The sequence below is a fragment of the Mesorhizobium sp. P3_A2 genome (assembly GCF_056403115.1).
Map to the genome: position 1 here is coordinate 92,387 of NZ_JBFUGC010000006.1, position 14,647 is coordinate 107,033.

At 60.9% G+C, this 14,647-nt stretch carries 16 protein-coding genes; 11 read left to right on the forward strand and 5 right to left on the reverse strand.

Annotated features, from left to right (window positions below; translation table 11 throughout):
- The first annotated feature begins 91 nt into the window (after window positions 1–91).
- Both AC1DXM_RS15500 and AC1DXM_RS15505 read left to right on the forward strand, forming a co-directional pair.
- Window positions 92–409, forward strand: coding sequence for a YMGG-like glycine zipper-containing protein (locus AC1DXM_RS15500; RefSeq protein ID WP_477233900.1), 318 nt, complete (start codon window positions 92–94; stop codon window positions 407–409).
- A 365-nt stretch (window positions 410–774) separates the two neighbouring features.
- On the forward strand, window positions 775–1,041 hold the full coding sequence (locus tag AC1DXM_RS15505; protein ID WP_477233902.1) for a hypothetical protein: 267 nt from the start codon (window positions 775–777) through the stop codon (window positions 1,039–1,041).
- A gap of 220 nt (window positions 1,042–1,261) precedes the next feature.
- Here the strand turns inward: AC1DXM_RS15505 and AC1DXM_RS15510 are convergent, their stop codons facing one another.
- The gene (locus tag AC1DXM_RS15510; protein ID WP_477233904.1) at window positions 1,262–2,155 is read right to left on the reverse strand and encodes an ATP-dependent DNA ligase; all 894 of its coding nucleotides are present in this window, start codon (window positions 2,153–2,155) and stop codon (window positions 1,262–1,264) included.
- Window positions 2,156–2,283: 128 nt separating this feature from the next.
- Here AC1DXM_RS15510 and AC1DXM_RS15515 point away from each other — a divergent pair, with 128 nt between their 5' ends.
- Window positions 2,284–2,469: a DUF3606 domain-containing protein gene (locus AC1DXM_RS15515; RefSeq protein WP_477233906.1), complete on the forward strand. Its 186-nt coding sequence runs from the start codon at window positions 2,284–2,286 to the stop codon at window positions 2,467–2,469.
- Between the two features lie 270 nt (window positions 2,470–2,739).
- Window positions 2,740–2,913, forward strand: a complete 174-nt coding sequence (locus tag AC1DXM_RS15520; RefSeq protein ID WP_477233908.1) for a hypothetical protein — start codon at window positions 2,740–2,742, stop codon at window positions 2,911–2,913.
- Between the two features lie 909 nt (window positions 2,914–3,822).
- Here the strand turns inward: AC1DXM_RS15520 and AC1DXM_RS15525 are convergent.
- Window positions 3,823–4,434 (reverse strand): cell envelope biogenesis protein TolA, encoded by a 612-nt coding sequence (locus tag AC1DXM_RS15525; RefSeq protein WP_477233910.1) that lies wholly within the window; start codon window positions 4,432–4,434, stop codon window positions 3,823–3,825.
- Window positions 4,435–4,921: 487 nt separating this feature from the next.
- On the opposite strand from AC1DXM_RS15525, the gene AC1DXM_RS15530 reads away from it, so the two are divergent.
- Both AC1DXM_RS15530 and AC1DXM_RS15535 read left to right on the forward strand, forming a co-directional pair.
- Window positions 4,922–5,923: a YihY/virulence factor BrkB family protein gene (locus tag AC1DXM_RS15530; protein WP_477233912.1), complete on the forward strand. Its 1,002-nt coding sequence runs from the start codon at window positions 4,922–4,924 to the stop codon at window positions 5,921–5,923.
- 274 nt (window positions 5,924–6,197) lie between these two features.
- On the forward strand, window positions 6,198–6,383 hold the full coding sequence (locus AC1DXM_RS15535) for a hypothetical protein (RefSeq protein WP_477233914.1): 186 nt from the start codon (window positions 6,198–6,200) through the stop codon (window positions 6,381–6,383).
- A gap of 409 nt (window positions 6,384–6,792) precedes the next feature.
- On the opposite strand, the gene AC1DXM_RS15540 is transcribed toward AC1DXM_RS15535, so the two are convergent.
- The 3 genes from AC1DXM_RS15540 to AC1DXM_RS15550 all read right to left on the reverse strand — a co-directional run bounded on the left by AC1DXM_RS15540 (window position 6,793) and on the right by AC1DXM_RS15550 (window position 9,369).
- Window positions 6,793–6,957: a hypothetical protein gene (locus tag AC1DXM_RS15540; protein WP_477233916.1), complete on the reverse strand. Its 165-nt coding sequence runs from the start codon at window positions 6,955–6,957 to the stop codon at window positions 6,793–6,795.
- A 447-nt stretch (window positions 6,958–7,404) separates the two neighbouring features.
- A complete protein-coding gene (locus AC1DXM_RS15545; RefSeq protein WP_477233917.1) occupies window positions 7,405–8,322 on the reverse strand; it encodes a methyltransferase domain-containing protein in 918 nt (305 codons plus the stop codon).
- Between the two features lie 69 nt (window positions 8,323–8,391).
- On the reverse strand, window positions 8,392–9,369 hold the full coding sequence (locus AC1DXM_RS15550; protein ID WP_477233919.1) for a LysR family transcriptional regulator: 978 nt from the start codon (window positions 9,367–9,369) through the stop codon (window positions 8,392–8,394).
- 246 nt (window positions 9,370–9,615) lie between these two features.
- On the opposite strand from AC1DXM_RS15550, the gene AC1DXM_RS15555 reads away from it, so the two are divergent.
- The 5 genes from AC1DXM_RS15555 (at window position 9,616) to AC1DXM_RS15575 (ending at window position 14,531) form a co-directional block, all read left to right on the forward strand.
- Window positions 9,616–10,056 carry a cupin domain-containing protein gene (locus AC1DXM_RS15555; RefSeq protein ID WP_477233921.1) on the forward strand — a complete coding sequence of 147 codons (441 nt, stop codon included), beginning with the start codon at window positions 9,616–9,618 and terminating at the stop codon, window positions 10,054–10,056.
- A gap of 41 nt (window positions 10,057–10,097) precedes the next feature.
- On the forward strand, window positions 10,098–11,555 hold the full coding sequence (locus AC1DXM_RS15560) for a pyridoxal phosphate-dependent decarboxylase family protein (RefSeq protein ID WP_477234365.1): 1,458 nt from the start codon (window positions 10,098–10,100) through the stop codon (window positions 11,553–11,555).
- Between the two features lie 316 nt (window positions 11,556–11,871).
- Window positions 11,872–12,483 (forward strand): gamma-glutamylcyclotransferase, encoded by a 612-nt coding sequence (locus AC1DXM_RS15565; RefSeq protein ID WP_477233923.1) that lies wholly within the window; start codon window positions 11,872–11,874, stop codon window positions 12,481–12,483.
- Between the two features lie 122 nt (window positions 12,484–12,605).
- Window positions 12,606–13,523 (forward strand): ketopantoate reductase family protein, encoded by a 918-nt coding sequence (locus tag AC1DXM_RS15570; protein WP_477233925.1) that lies wholly within the window; start codon window positions 12,606–12,608, stop codon window positions 13,521–13,523.
- 144 nt (window positions 13,524–13,667) lie between these two features.
- Complete coding sequence (locus tag AC1DXM_RS15575; protein ID WP_477233927.1) at window positions 13,668–14,531, forward strand: class I SAM-dependent methyltransferase; 864 nt, start codon at window positions 13,668–13,670, stop codon at window positions 14,529–14,531.
- Window positions 14,532–14,647 lie beyond the last annotated feature (116 nt).

The following is a 14,647-nucleotide window of genomic DNA, read 5'->3' on the forward strand; positions in this document are numbered from 1 at the left end:
TGAGCCGGCACGCCGCCGTTTGGCCGTATTGCAACAGCAACTGGCAACCATTCGCCCCCGTCCGCGTTTGGGGCTTCAAAGGAGTTCCCAGATGATTTTCAAGAAAGCCGTTCTCGCCGTCCTCATGGCCGCTGCATTGGCGGGCTGCGCGACCCAAACTGAACAGCAGCAGAGGGCGACCACCGGTGCGCTAATAGGCGGCGGCGTCGGCGCGTTGGCCGGCCAGGCGCTTGGCGGCAACACAGAGAGCACGGTTGTAGGTGCTGCAGGCGGGGCGCTTCTGGGCGCGGTGATCGGCCAGTCGACTACGCCGCAGCGTCGTGGCGAACAGCTCTGCCGCTACCAGGATCGCCGCGGCCGGATTTACACGGCGCCCTGCGACGACCGGTATTACAACGGCGATTATTGATCTAAGTTCGCCTCGTTCCAGAGGTGGGGGCGTCGTTAGACGCTCCCAGATATTCCTTGGAAATGGGAGCGCCTGCAATAGACGGCAACGAGGACCTCCGTATGGCTCGGGGCAGCCGCCTACGGCTGGGTAGCGCCCGTCTGTTGTCAGGAAACGGGTGGCGGTGGCTGTTGGTTGAGGGTGAGATTGGGTGACCCTAACAAGCGAGGTCGCCCCATGTTTTCCTTATTACGCGCGCTGCCGCAAAAATGTGGCCAGATTGCTGTTGCCGGCCCGCCGGCCGGGATGCGAGTTTCGCGGGGCATATCAGTTCGAGAGTGACGCCCATGTCCATGCACCGAATTTCCATGCACCGAATTATTTCGATGACAGCAGCGATCATGTTTGCCGCGACCGGCTTAGCCAACGCCCGGCCGGACACGCGCAAGACGAGTTGCGGAGAGCTTCAACAGATGATTCAGAGCCGCCACGCCGTGGTGCTGACCACCGGCCCGAACACCTATGACCGCTATGTCAGGCAGTTCGGCAACGAGTGCGACTGGCCGCAGGTGCCGATGTCGGCCTATGTCCAGACCCGTGATGGCCGCTGCCCACTCTACCGCTGCGACGAGCCGGTTGGCCGCATCCCATGATGGCGACTGCTTGCCATGCTGCTTTGCCGCCGCATGCGTTGATCCTGACGCGCCATTGCGCCGAGCGACGTGGCTCGGCACGACGAAAAACCAGCACCGCCTCCACGATAAAGCGAAGCCCGCGTAGTTCTGATGGGGGCTATTTAGTCTACAAGTGGCCCCGCTAATGGTATTGACCGGAAGCTGGGCCATTTTTATCCAAAGGCTCAGCCAAAGCCCGTTAGCCCGGACTCCAATCCTCTTCCCGGAAATCCTGCAGGGACGCATGGCGCAAGTCTTCCTCGCCGCGCAGATGCTTCACACGGCCGATGATGCCGGGTTTCACCCACTGCGTCGCCGGCCGCTTCATGCCCTTGGGCGCCGGCCCTGCGTGCTCCTGGAGGCGCTTCCATAACCGTTCGCGCATTTCCCGATTGGCGTTGATAAAGGCGCTTCCGACATAGCGGCCGGTTCCGCGTTCTGCCATCAGCGCAAAAGCGGGCTTGCCAGGCTCGCGCTCGACGCCGAGCAGATCGTATTCCTCGATCATGAAGGCTTTGGTCTTCAGCCAGGCAGTCGACGCTCCGCTGCGGTAGACACTGTCCTTACGCTTCGAGACCATGCCCTCAAGCCCGGCCTTGTCGACCAGTTCGAAGATGGCCTTTACATCTCCTGGTAGCGTCTGGCTGAACTGCATGCGACCGCCGGCGGTGATCATCGCCTGCAGAATCTCGCGGCGGTCCTCCAGCGGCATGTCGCGGAGATCGTGACCGTTGAGGTGAAGCAGATCGAAGGCTACGAAATAGAGGTCATGCTGGCGGCTGGTGATAGCTTTGCGCAGCGCCTTGAAGTCGGACAGCCCGGCCTCATTGGTGACGATCACCTCGCCGTCGATGATGGCGCTTTCGACCTTCATCTCACCGGCCGCCTTGGCGAGGTCGCGGTATTTGGACGTCCAGTCCAGACCGCGACGCGTGTAGATGCGCACGCCGCCAGCATCCCTAATGATTTGGGAGCGGTAGCCGTCGAACTTCACTTCGTGAATCCAGCCATCGCCCTCCAGCGGCTTCTCCACTAGGGTCGGCATCAACGGAGGTATGAACGACAGCCGGTTTCCGCCGGTTGGCTTGCGCATCGGAACCCCACGCACATCGAATTTGATTCAATATCGCATGGTTGTTTCGGTTCCGTTAGCTGACTCTTATATAAGAGAGATGGAACATTCGCTGTCGGCCACTGTTTTCCTAACCAGGAGGAACAGCCATGGCGGACGACAAGACCAAAACCGATTTCCGTGACCGCGAGCGACTGTCGGTAGACGACGGCTATGAGGTCGCCCATTTCGCAAGAGAGTTCCAACTTACGATTCCTGAAGTTCGGGAGCTCATCAGGAAGCATGGCAACGATCGCGCGACGCTTCAGCGCGAAGCCATGTTGCTGGGCGCCTAGGTGAAGCCATCTGATCCAGGACCGCCCCTTCCGAGCCAGCGACATGGCGGCGAACCGGCTGAAGAGCGGGAGAACTTTTATCAGTGCCCGACATGCGGGCAACTGGTTGATATGAGCGACCTGCGCCAGGTGCTCTGGCACGAAAAGCCAAAGCACAAGCCGCTTCTATTGCTGGTGGACTAGTTCACAGCCCGGCCACCTCGGATCGTCAGAAACGCAAAAAACCCGCCTCGGCGTGGGGCCGAGACGGGTGAGGGCCTAGGGTTGGAAATGACCAGGAACTTCCTGGCCGTAGAAAACCATCCTCGCAAGGGCGCTTCCGTCAGCAACCTTCCGTCGTCGTTTTCATCTGACCTGGCGCTGCAGATTTTGCATCTGTATCCTGTTGGCCGGGTGCCGCCTGTTTGGCGCTGCCTGTTTGTTGACCTGGCGCGCAATCCTTAGCCGAATTCGAGTTCGTCCCACTCGTTGTAGTCGAGTCGGTTCCCTGGTCAGTCGTGGTGCTCGGCATCGTCGTGGTTGTTGACGATCCGCCTGTCGTTGTCGAGGATCCGCCTGTGGTGGTGCTGGTCGATTGTGCAAAGGCGAACCCAGTTGATAATGCCGCAATGGCTGCAGCGCAAAGAAGCCGTTTCATGGTGAACTCCGTATTTCGCACGTTCCCTTCGGTGACGAAACATCTCAGCGAAACTACGGTTCCAAGAAAATCGGGAGCAACTCGGTTGCTGGCATTGAGGCACCTTTGCGGTCTGAGCAGATGCGGCCATTTGCGATAAGTTGCTGAGCTTTTACGAAATTGCTGAATTCGGCAACGTCGGGTCTTTTGCCACTGCCGGTAATGATTGGTTGGATGACCAGACTGGGGGAGTGCAGCGCGGCGGCTGGTCAGTGGATAAGGCTTAATCCCAAACCGGCTCTGCCGAAGAGCAGGCGAAAGCCCAAAGTGTAATCTCGGTCAGCCGTTGTTACTTGCCGCCACGGCGGAACAGGTTGTCAGCAGGCACGTTGCTCCAAGGCCTAACCTTGGAGAACACAAATGGACGACGACCTCCGCAGGAGACTTAAGGACCTCAGCGTCACTTTGCAAAATCGTGCGACAGAGCTCTCGCTAACCGGTGCTAGTGGTGACATAGCCATCCTCATGTCAGGAGTAGCGATCACACTTGAGGCTTTGCTCGTCGTAGCCGAAGAGGCCAGGACCCCACGCTCCGGCCCATCCGTTGCGCCTGACGCCGGATGAACATCTCCTAGGCCTGGAGAGGTTCAACCGATGGCTATTACCGAGTGCTGAAGGCCGCCAGCCTTGCGTTAGCAGCCGGCTCGCAGGAGCAAGGAGCAACGGGAACCGCCCGCCTACTCTTCTGCCTCCTTCAGCGCGTCACGGTGCGCCTGCTGTTCGCGCTCCCATCTTTGGCTCTCGTTGGCTTCCTCTTTGTCCAGCTCCTCTCGTCGCTGTCCGATGGAGTTCGTCGTGCTCTCATGGCGGCTACGAGCGCGCGCGAAGGCGGCATTTGCCTTGGCGATCATCCGCTCGCGTTGCTTCTTCGCACGCTCGCTCCTGGCCTCCGCCTTTGCGCGATCCAGGGCCTCATGTTTTCTTTCCCTTTCGAGAGCGGCCGCCGCGTTCCGTTTCGCTTTCTCGTCGGATTTCATTTCGACTTGCTTGCTGGTGTCCGCGCGCTGCGCACGACCCTGCGGAGCCCGCTGGACCCCCTCGAGTGCTTTCGGAAGCACAGCCTTTTCAGTGAATTTCCCATGCGATCCGACCGGCCGCCGCAACACGACGCCTGGTGCGGCCATTGTTGCCTCGACCACTTTGGGGTCTTCTGTCGGTTTCGCGAATCCCCGTTTAAAGATGTCGGGATCGGCACCCCAGGCCTCTGCGGCGGCTTTCATCGATGGCGCTGCGATGACAAGGTCAAAGAAGCCGATCGAGGTTTGATAGACTTTGAGTTTCTTCGCCATCCGATAGAGACCTTTACAAGTGTCCTTTCTGGATTGCGCTTTAATGGACCTTTGCGCACCGGAGGCAATAGTGAAACACTGCTAGTGGTGCAGAGCAACCTATGGTGTCGCCATCGGTCGATGGCTGCCCATTCAGCCGGCCCGCTTCGAAGGCGTGGAGCCACGACGAAAGCATTGGCGAATGCCACTCAAAGCATTTCGCCCAGCTTCTAATCCGATACGGGATCGGCCTTGGACCCGGTGACCGACCGGAGCTGGAGGGATTGCCGCCTGGCCAAGAACCGACGAAGCGGGGGTTGGAGTGGTGTTCCGGCCCAGATTTCCAGAGCGCGACAGGACGGTCGTGGGATCCAGTAGGCTCACAGCCGGCACTAGAGCCTTAAAGGGGTTTGAGCCCGTGACTTGGAGGTGGCCCCCAACCGGAACATCGGAAGTTCTGGCGCATTGCTAATGGACGCCGTTTCAACTCACTGCCTGCGGAGACAAAGTGCGACCCTCAATCACAAATCTATGGGACTTGGTGCGAGAAAGCGTAGTCGGCTTCATCAACGACAATGCTCTTGGTCATGGCGCTGCGATGGCTTTTTATGCTGCCACGTCGCTGGCGCCGATCGTGCTGATTGTGGTCGCTATCGCAGGTCTCGTTTTCGGTCATGATGCCGCGCAATTGGCTTTGTCTGCCCAGATCTCCGGGCTGATGGGGCCAGAAAGCGCCGATCTCCTGCAGACTGCGCTGGAGAGCGCATCTAGCAAGCTATACGGAACCTGGGCCGCCGTGATCGGGCTATTCACCTTGTTGGTGGCTGCGTCAGGCGTGTTTGGCGAAATGCAGCAGTCGCTGAACACGATTTGGAGGGTCGAACCGCAGGGCAATTCCTTGTCGCGTCTGGTGCGGGCACGTGCCGCTAGTCTGGGGTTGGTGGCTTCGCTAGGTTTCCTCTTGCTGGTCTCTCTCATAGCGAGTGCTGCGATTTCGGCGCTGGGTAATCTCATCAACGCCCATCTGCCGTTCGGCACGATCATCCTCAGCATGATCAATGCCGTCGTTTCCTTTGCCCTCATCTCCCTGATGTTCGCATCCATTTACAAAGTTTTGCCCGATCGAAGGCTCGAATGGCGGGATGTAGGGATTGGTGCTGTTGTGACCGCTGCCCTGTTCACGCTCGGAAAATCACTCATTGGGTGGTATATCGGCACCAGTGCGATTGCGTCCTCATATGGTGCCGCTGGTGGACTGCTCGTCATACTTCTCTGGGTTTACTACTCATCGGAAATCTTTCTTTTCGGCGCCGAGTTCACGCGCGCCTATTCCGTTCGGCACGGCAGCAGGTCCGATCTGGACGCGCTGGTTCATAGTGCTTTGCCTGCAAGAGATGTTCCATTTCGCGCAAAGAAAACGTCCAGCCCTCCCGGCGTTGTCGCGCTGATAGCGGTGGCGTGCGCGAGCGCAACGTTGACCACCCTTATGCTGGGTCTTCGCCGGCCGTAAACCTCGCGGCAGGCGCTCGGCAGGCATGCCAAGACAAGGAATGGCGAGACAATGGATTCTGATGATCTCATGTCGGCTAGGCCCGGCGGCCGAAACACCGCACCCCAACCGCCTCGACCCGGACCGATGGATGTGTCTTTCGACTGGCCACAAACGCCTTGCGCTTCCTCGCGCTTTCCTGTGGACGCAAGCTGCCCGCCTGGCGGCGGCCGGTGCCAAAGTGGCGTGACAAGCCGGACGCCTATATGCTTCGGCGGAATGTAGGGGAGCCACAATGGCCTACACTGTCATCTGGTATGGAAGACAGGGCATCATCGACAAGGTGACTTTCGACGCCGAGAAGGTCGCGAAAGACTATGCAATCTCCATGTTCCAGACCCGAAAGGGCGACGATGGGATTGTGTCCGTTGAAGTTCGCAAGGACGACGGCGCTGTCGTCTTCAGCCACGCGGAGAATTAGGAAGGCCCGCGTCTCGCGCGGCCTGGCGCACAAGCCATTTGGCGGCTTTTCGCGGCGGGCCTTGCCCTGCTTCTGCTGGTCGCGTGTTCGCTTGTTGCAAACCCCGAAACATAAGCCGTTTGAAAATGCGAAGGGAAAAAGCCCGCTGCCTGGGCGGGTGGGCTGTTGGGGCGGCAGCGGGCTTCGTTGCTAGGCAACATCGAGACCATGAGCCGGCGCTAATGCGGAAGACCTTAACGGAACCCGGACAATTTTACCGATCGGCCCGTCGCCTGTGGATACTGGGCAAACGCTGTGTGGCGACCGTCTATTGCCGCTCGGTGCACCGGTCGGGCTGGGGTCCTGGGTATAGATCGACCCTACTCTCTTGCCGCCACACTTGGCACATTTCAGCTTCGGAATAAGGTCATTATTGCCGGTGGGTCGGGCCCGAACCGACCAGCCGCTCGACATAGCGCGGGCTGATGACCCTACAATCCTTCTTGCCGTCGCAGCATTCATAGCCGGTTACCGGATCATGGTAGCCGGAATACCAGTTACGGGCGACGGCAAGCGCGATCAAAAAGAGGTTCATGTCCCCCTAGTCTTAACATGGCCAACAACCTACTCGCTCGCTTGCCGGGCCGCTTGCTGAATGAAAAACCTCGCCGCTCCATTCGCGAAGCGGCGAGGCCCCAACCGCCCCAATTGCCGGGCCCAACACCCGGCGCTTCTGACACTGCAAATCTGGTGCCAGCGGCAAATGATCCATTGTGGGGCAGGGTCACCGCGCGTTAGTTGTTGTCGTTCCGTGCCGAGCCTCACCAGCGCGCTTCGGCCGGCTGCTGTCCTCCTGCAGGGAAGCGCGCGCGCGTCCTGGCGCGTCCCTGTGGCTGTTCTTAGGCTATAAAATGCGCCGGCAAGCCCGCGCACTAATTGTGGTTGTCCAACAAGAGGGCAAGCTTTCTGGCTGCGGCGCTTTCTACAATCAGTTCCTCTAGACTATTGTCGCCGACGCGCGATTTGTTGACGCGACGCCTGATTACACGGAGCGCTTCAGATATCGAAACTGCGGTAGTCGTCGCGTGACAATCCAGATGTCGGCCCAAACAGCCAGATCAACGCGAGCTCCTGCCAAGCTGAGGACCCACATTTCGCGATAGCAGAAGTCGGGGTCGGAAATCAGGCGCTCCGGTTCTTCTCCGACAGCTTGCCATTGCCGAAGATCGGCTTCTGGCAGGTCGCGCGTTCGGGCCAGGCCGGATAAGAATGCGAGATTGTTGCCGATGTATTCGCGCTCCACAGACCGCAATGGTTGGCGACGTTCGGCAAGCGTTGTGATGGCGGAAACGTTCTCAAGGCCCGCCGCGCGAAACCAGGCTGACAAGCGAGTTCCCCTCATGGCGCCGGAGATCTGTGTATCATCGGATAGCGCATCGAGTAGGCGCCACATCAGTTTGGGGTCTTGGGGCTGATACTGCCAAACCGAGATATCGACCTCCTTCACGGCAACAAGCCCGCCGGGTCTTACGACGCGGCGGAACTCCTCGATTGCCCGGGTGAGTTGTTCGTCACTCAGATACTGGGTGGAGTTCGCGCTCCAGACCGCATCGAACGTGCCGGTCTCATACGGCAGCGAAGTCATGTCGCCGATTCTGGTGCTTATCGGACAGGCAAACTGTTGGCTTGCAATCAAGCTTTCGATTGCTTCGACATTTTCCTCCGCCAGATCCAGAGCCTCGATATGTCCGTCGGCACCCAGCAGATCCGCCATCAAAGGCAGGAAGACACCATTCCCTGCACCCGCGTCCAGCACTGACCAGCCGGGTCGGATGCCGGCAGCACGAAGGGTGGCATCATACTCGTCCTTCAGCGCAAGGTAATGGACGTCAAGATGTCGGCCGGCGCTGAGCTTGTGCCCAGCTGATGTAATTAGTTCGGAATTTGAGGCGTTGTTCATTTGTCCCCCAGGTCTTTGATCCGAATGGCGCGTTTATCTGACGCGTAGTTGCCCCTCTCAGGCAAGATCCTAGTCAGGCAGTTGGGACGGGGGGGCGGCGTAGTGCGTTTGCACCGCCTCGCAAACCTGCTCGAACATCCATGTCAGGCCGGCATCTGTCATCACCGCTTTCTGGGCGATAACGGAGATCGGGACGTGGCCAGTATGGAGCGGAAGGTCGACGCTGACCAGGCCGAGGCGCGGACCCTGCCTCGCCGCCAGCACGGCCGGCACGGCGGCGATGAGGTCGGACTCGGCGACCGCTGCCAGCGCCATGGTGTAATTGGGCACCGTCAGCACCACACGTCTCGCTAGGCCGCAGGCTTCCAGAGTTTCGTCGATCGGCCCCTTCCTCTCGCCGGTGAACGACACCACCAAATGGCGCATAGTGCAGTAGCGTTCCAGCGTCGGTTGCTCGGCAAAGGGATGACCGGCGTGCATCACGATCACGAAACGTTCCTTGAGCATAGCGCGCAGGGTGAAGCGCGCCGGCACGTCGTCCAGAGGCGCCACGGCGATATCCACCAGGCCGGCGTCGATTTCCGCAAGAACCGGCCGCCAGGTCCGTTCGATAGGCCCGCCTTTGCGATAGGGCAGCATTTGCAGCACCGTGAGGTCGATATTGGGCGCGGCTGTGGCCAGCTTCTCGACAAGTGGCGGCAGGAACACTGCCGAAAGCGCGTCGGCGGCGCTGATGGTGAAGCGCCGGTTCGACGTCTCCGGACGGAACGGCTCGACCGCCACAACCACTCGCCGGATCTGCGCCAAAATATTGGCGATAGGCTCGGCCACCTCCAGCGCGCGCGGCGTAGGCACGACGCCCTTCGGCGTCTTCAGGAAGAGCGGATCGTCGAGTAACTTGCGCAGCCGGCGCAGGCCGTGGCTGATCGCCGAGGGAGACAGCTGGAGACGGTCGCCGGCCCGCCCGACATGGCGCTCCTGGAGCACCACCTCGAACAGTTTCAGCAAATTGAGATCGGCGCGGGATAGGTCGATTTCATTCAGCATGGTGATGAATTGATATCATTGGATTCATCAGAGCCCAAGCACGATACTGGCGTCACTAGGGTTCCGTGGGGGGTATCCATGCAGGAATCGGGTGGCGGGGTGCGACGCACTCTGATGAGTTGGCTGATCGGCCGCGAACCGGGCCTAGGGCTCGTCCGGCACCTCGGCGAGCGCTGGCTGGCGGAGCAACCTTTTTCGGGTGAATTGTGCGGTGTCTCACTCGAAACGGAGGAGGGGACAAGCGGCATGGCAAGATCATCCGCCTACAAGCTCGATGTCGATCAGGGCGAGAAGTTGCGCTTCAGCGGTGCCGATTTCCTAGTCAAGGCCGCAGCCGACACCACGGGCGGCGCCTTCTCGATCGTCGAGGAGATCGATCCGCTCGACACGCCCTTGCACAAGCACGCCAACGAGGACGAGCTCTTCTACGTCATCGCGGGCGAGCATGTCTTTCACTGCGGTGACCAGGAATTCCGCGTCGGGCCAGGCGGAATGATGTTCGCGCCGCGAGGTGTGCCGCATGCGCATAGGCGCGTCGTGCCGCGCATCGGCCGGTTTCTCACCATGACCTCACCGGCCGGCTTCGAAGGCTTCTTCCGTGAGCTATCCGCCGCCGAGGCGAGGGGTGCCGCGATGCCCGAGGCCTACGCGGCGGCGTCGCGCAAATACGGGATCGACTGGCTATAGGAGATATCGTCATGACACTGGACGCGCTGATCCTCGACCCGATGCTGCATGCCTTGGAGAGCCAGCGGCCTTCCGCAACGGAGGATGCCGGTCTGGGCGAGGCTTCCACAAGCGAACTCTTCCAGCGGGCAGCCGATCACGCCACGCGTTTTCGCGACGCCATTGCCTCCGGGCCGCAGAGGCCGCTGATGTCGTATCGGCAGGCGTTGGACAGTTTCCGCGAGCCACTTCCCGAACGAGGCAGCGCTGGGCTCGGTGTGGTTGACGAGCTTGCCGCGAAGGCTGAGCCCGGCCTGCACAGGATGACAGGTCCGCGCTTCTTCGCCTGGGTTTGCGGCAATTCGCATTCGGTCGGCGTTTGTGCCGACTGGCTGACCAGCACCTGGGGCCAGAACACCGGCAATCACCACGCCACGCCGTCGGCCTCGGCCGTCGAGACAATCGCCGGCGGCTGGCTGCTCGAGTTGCTCGACCTGCCGCGCGAAAGCTCCATCGGCTTCGTCACCGGCGCGACCATGGCCAATTTCGTCTGCCTGGCATCGGCGCGCGGCGCGGTCCTGCGGCAGGCCGGCTGGGATGTCGAGGCGCAAGGCCTGTTCGGCGCGCCGCCGATCACGGTGCTGATTGGCGACGACGCCCATGCCACGGTTTTCTCTGCACTGCAGTTCCTCGGTCTTGGCCACGACCGCGTCCGGCGTGTGAACACAGACGACAATGGTCGCATTGCGGTGGCCGATTTTGCCGTGGCCGCCGCTCAGGTCTCCGGCCCCTGCATCGTTATCCTGCAGGCGGGGCAGATCAACACCGGCGTCTTCGACGATTTTGCTGGCATCGTTCCCATCGCCCGGCGGATCGGTGCCTGGGTGCATGTCGACGGTGCCTTTGGTCTCTGGGCGCGTGCCTGCCCCGAACGCAGCCATCTGGCCGAGGGCGCGGATGCCGCAGACTCATGGGCATGCGACGGCCACAAATGGCTGCAGACACCCTATGATTGCGGCTACGCCATCGTGCGCGACGAACAGGCCCATCGCCGTGCCATGACGATCGCGGCTAGCTATCTGCCGCCAACTTTCGAGGACGAGCGCGACCCGAGCCATTACGTGCCCGAACTGTCACGACGGGCGCGCGGCTTCGCCACCTGGGCGATGATCAAGCATCTCGGCCGCGACGGCATTGCCGCGATGGTCGCTCGCCATTGCAAAGTGGCGGAAGCGATGGCGGAAAGGCTGCGCGCCGACAACGCCATTGCCGTGCCCAACGACGTGGTGCTGAATCAGTTCGTCGTGCGTTTCGGCGCCGACCGCCCGGACGAGGAGGCCGACCGGCTGACGCTGCAGACGATTGCCCGACTGCAGGCCGACGGCATCTGTTTTGCCGGCGGCGCCAAATGGCACGGCCGCCAGGTCATGCGGGTGTCGGTGATTTCCTGGTCAACCGACGACAGGCAGGGCGAAATTGCCGCCGACGCCATGATCGCGGCGTGGCGGGCAGTAAGGTAGGCGAGGGCTCGTCGCGATCGGCTTGCCCTCGGACGTCTACCCGGTGGTGTCTCAGTTTGAAATTTTGCGCTCTTGAGGGGCGTTTGAAGTCCTCGGCAAGAGTGGCATACTCCGGGCATGACGAAACACCCCAAGCGTCGGCGCGATCCGACCGGGCAAAGCGCGAGTGCTAAAAGAAGCGCATCTCCGCTTAGAGAACCTTTCGGGGCGGTCTGTTGTGCCTAGAGTCGTTCGGCAGATGGCGCTCACAGCGGAGCTTGTCGCTCGGGCCGCTCGCTTGGTTGAGGATGCGGGGCCTACTCCAGGCGCGGTCTACATGACCGATGACGATTATGTCATCGCAATACAAAACGTCCTGACGAACACGCCAGAGGGTGACATTTGGCTCTTTGGCTACGGCTCCCTGCTCTGGAAACCTGCATGTGAGTTCGTCGAAAGTCGGATGGCCACCGTTCAAGGGTGGCACCGGGCGTTCTGCTTTCGGGTAGCGCGGTTTCGAGGGACGCGAGACAAGCCCGGATTGATGCTTGCTCTTGATCGGGGCGGTAGCTGCAAGGGTATGATTTTCAGGCTTCCTGCCGAACAGGTCGCGGCAAGCTTGGACACCTTGTTTCGGCGTGAATTGATGATCAAACCATCGGTAAATGTGCCCCGTTGGATGACGGCTGAGACTGTCGACGGTCCGATCCGGGCGCTCGGTTTCGTCGTAAACCGACAGAGTCCACATTATTCTGGCCAGGTGTCCCTGGATGCGGCCGCCGATATTCTTGCGACGGCAGCAGGGCATTGGGGCTCTAGCGCAGAGTATCTAAGAGAGACGGTTTTTCGGCTGGAGGAACTGGGCATTCACGACCGATCCCTGTGGCGACTCCAGGCTCTTGTCGCGGAACGGCTCGCAGCCGGAATCAGCCTCGAAATTTCAAACTGACCCACTACCGTCAACCCTGTCGGCTGGCCTTGTATTCAAGGAAATGCTAATGTTGGTCGGGCCGGCGAATGCCATTCCATCTTCGCGCGGCTAATGGCGGCAGCTGGCGTCGAGGGGACGGCATGCGGATCGCAATGATAGGAGCGGGCGGCATCGGCGGCTATCTCGGCGCAAGGCTCGCCGAGGCCGGGGGCGACGTCAGCTTCATTGCTCGCGGTGCCCATTTGCAGGCAATGCGCCAGGGCGGCCTGCGAATTCAAAGCGATCTCGGCAACGTCTTTCTCCCCAGGGTGTCCGCCAGCGACGCGCCGGCCGACATCGGTCCCGTCGATCTCGTGATTTTTGCGGTCAAGCTTTACGACAGTGAGAAGGCCGCCGCAGCGCTGGGACCGCTCATCAGCAGGAATACGCGTATCGTGACGTTGCAAAATGGCATCGACAGCGTCGAGACGATCGGCCGTCATGTTCCTGGCGACCAGGTGATTGGCGGAGCCACCTACTTGTCGGCATTCATCAAACAGCCGGGAGAAGTGGTTCATGCTGGCGGGCTGCCTCACATCCTCGTCGGCGGGCACCGCGAGCCTCTCATCAAGGACCTTCAGGCGCTCTGCGATCGTGCTCTGGGGCTGGAGCTGAAGCCGGTTGCGGACATCGACGATGTGCTGTGGGAGAAGTTCGTGACGCTCGCGGCTTTTTCCGGAGGGACGTCGCTCATGCGCTCCGGGATCGGTCCGATCCTCGACGACCCCGAGGCACGTATCTTCATCGAGCAACTGCGCGACGAGGGGATGGCGGTCGCGGCGGCGGCTGGCCATCCGATGGCCGAGGGGTTCGAAGGGCGCGTCACGACCAGATGGACCGCATTCCCCCCGCACATAAAATCGTCGATGGCCAACGACCTCGAAAGGGGCAAGCCAATCGAGGTCGCCTGGCTGTCCGGGCGGATGCACGAGTTGGGCATCAAGTTCAGTATTGCGACCCCTGGCCACACGGCAGTCTTCCGCGCCTTGCATCTCTACGCAGCGGGTGCCGCCCCTTAGCGACATCTCATCGAGTTCCTGGGGACGTGACCAACTCCCGATTACTCGCAGGCGACCGTCGGATTGTTGAAAAGGGCGCGTCGACGAACAACTGGCGGTTGATCGTGCGTTTTACGGAATGATCTTTGATCCTGGAGGCGAGCTATGGAACATCAGCCGACCGACACAAAACGCCGCTACGAATATGAACTCGGCCACACTGATCGGGAGTTGAAGAGGCTGGCGACGCAAGCGGCGTTGGTTGACCCGTTCACACGAAGTTATTTGCAACACGCCGGGATTGGCCAGGGCATGCGCGTGCTGGACGTCGGCAGCGGTGCCGGCGACGTCGCGTTTCTAGCCGCGGGGTTGGTCGGACCAACTGGGGAGGTTGTCGGAACCGACCGATCGCCAATGGCGGTTGCCGCTGCGACCGGGCGGGCGAAGGCGCAGTCGCTGAGCAATGTCGGCTTCGTCGAAGGGGATCCGGCGAAATTGACGTTTGATACGCTATTCGATGCGATCGTCGGCCGGTATGTGCTGATGTTCTCGCCTGATCCCGTTGCGATGCTGAGGGAGATCGTCAAGCATTTGAGACCTGGCGGCGTCATCGTCTTCCACGAGGTGGACTGGACGGGGGCCGGCTCTTTTCCACCGGCGCCGACATACGACCGCTGTTTCCGATGCATCGTGGAGACGTTCCACAAGGTGGGCACGAATCCCTACATGGGCCTCGGTCTTCATGCGGCCTTCATCAAGGCCGGTCTGCCTGCACCGACGATGGCGGTCAGCGCCCTGGCCGGTGGTGGCTCCGACAGACTGAGCGGCATCGACCTCATTGCCGATCTCGCCGTGACCATGGCACCAGTTATGGAACAGACCGGTGTTATCGACGCCTTGGACCTCCAACCCGAAAGCCTGCAGGATCGGATACGCGACGAGGCCACCACCAACGGAAGCGTCGTAGTCGGTCGCTACGAGGTGGGAGCGTGGACTCGTGCCACGAAATCGCCCCCGACTGGCCGATAAAACAATACGCTTCCACAACGCATTTCGCGTGTCTCACTGGCGGAGATTTCCTGTGCATGCTGGTGGATTGGCCCAGCCAGTGGGAGACTCATGTGCGTTCGTTCGGGGGGCAAAAA

What these genes read in the sequence shown, in the direction of transcription:
- AC1DXM_RS15500 (WP_477233900.1), top strand. Translation starts at nt 92, where the DNA reads ATGATTTTCAAGAAAGCCGTTCTCGCCGTCCTCATGGCCGCTGCATTG.
- AC1DXM_RS15505 (WP_477233902.1), top strand. Translation starts at nt 775, where the DNA reads ATGACAGCAGCGATCATGTTTGCCGCGACCGGCTTAGCCAACGCCCGG.
- AC1DXM_RS15510 (WP_477233904.1), bottom strand. Translation starts at nt 2,155, where the DNA reads ATGCGCAAGCCAACCGGCGGAAACCGGCTGTCGTTCATACCTCCGTTG.
- AC1DXM_RS15515 (WP_477233906.1), top strand. Translation starts at nt 2,284, where the DNA reads ATGGCGGACGACAAGACCAAAACCGATTTCCGTGACCGCGAGCGACTG.
- AC1DXM_RS15520 (WP_477233908.1), top strand. Translation starts at nt 2,740, where the DNA reads ATGACCAGGAACTTCCTGGCCGTAGAAAACCATCCTCGCAAGGGCGCT.
- AC1DXM_RS15525 (WP_477233910.1), bottom strand. Translation starts at nt 4,434, where the DNA reads ATGGCGAAGAAACTCAAAGTCTATCAAACCTCGATCGGCTTCTTTGAC.
- AC1DXM_RS15535 (WP_477233914.1), top strand. Translation starts at nt 6,198, where the DNA reads ATGGCCTACACTGTCATCTGGTATGGAAGACAGGGCATCATCGACAAG.
- AC1DXM_RS15540 (WP_477233916.1), bottom strand. Translation starts at nt 6,957, where the DNA reads ATGAACCTCTTTTTGATCGCGCTTGCCGTCGCCCGTAACTGGTATTCC.
- AC1DXM_RS15545 (WP_477233917.1), bottom strand. Translation starts at nt 8,322, where the DNA reads ATGAACAACGCCTCAAATTCCGAACTAATTACATCAGCTGGGCACAAG.
- AC1DXM_RS15550 (WP_477233919.1), bottom strand. Translation starts at nt 9,369, where the DNA reads ATGCTGAATGAAATCGACCTATCCCGCGCCGATCTCAATTTGCTGAAA.
- AC1DXM_RS15555 (WP_477233921.1), top strand. Translation starts at nt 9,616, where the DNA reads ATGGCAAGATCATCCGCCTACAAGCTCGATGTCGATCAGGGCGAGAAG.
- AC1DXM_RS15560 (WP_477234365.1), top strand. Translation starts at nt 10,098, where the DNA reads ATGCTGCATGCCTTGGAGAGCCAGCGGCCTTCCGCAACGGAGGATGCC.
- AC1DXM_RS15565 (WP_477233923.1), top strand. Translation starts at nt 11,872, where the DNA reads ATGACCGATGACGATTATGTCATCGCAATACAAAACGTCCTGACGAAC.
- AC1DXM_RS15570 (WP_477233925.1), top strand. Translation starts at nt 12,606, where the DNA reads ATGCGGATCGCAATGATAGGAGCGGGCGGCATCGGCGGCTATCTCGGC.
- AC1DXM_RS15575 (WP_477233927.1), top strand. Translation starts at nt 13,668, where the DNA reads ATGGAACATCAGCCGACCGACACAAAACGCCGCTACGAATATGAACTC.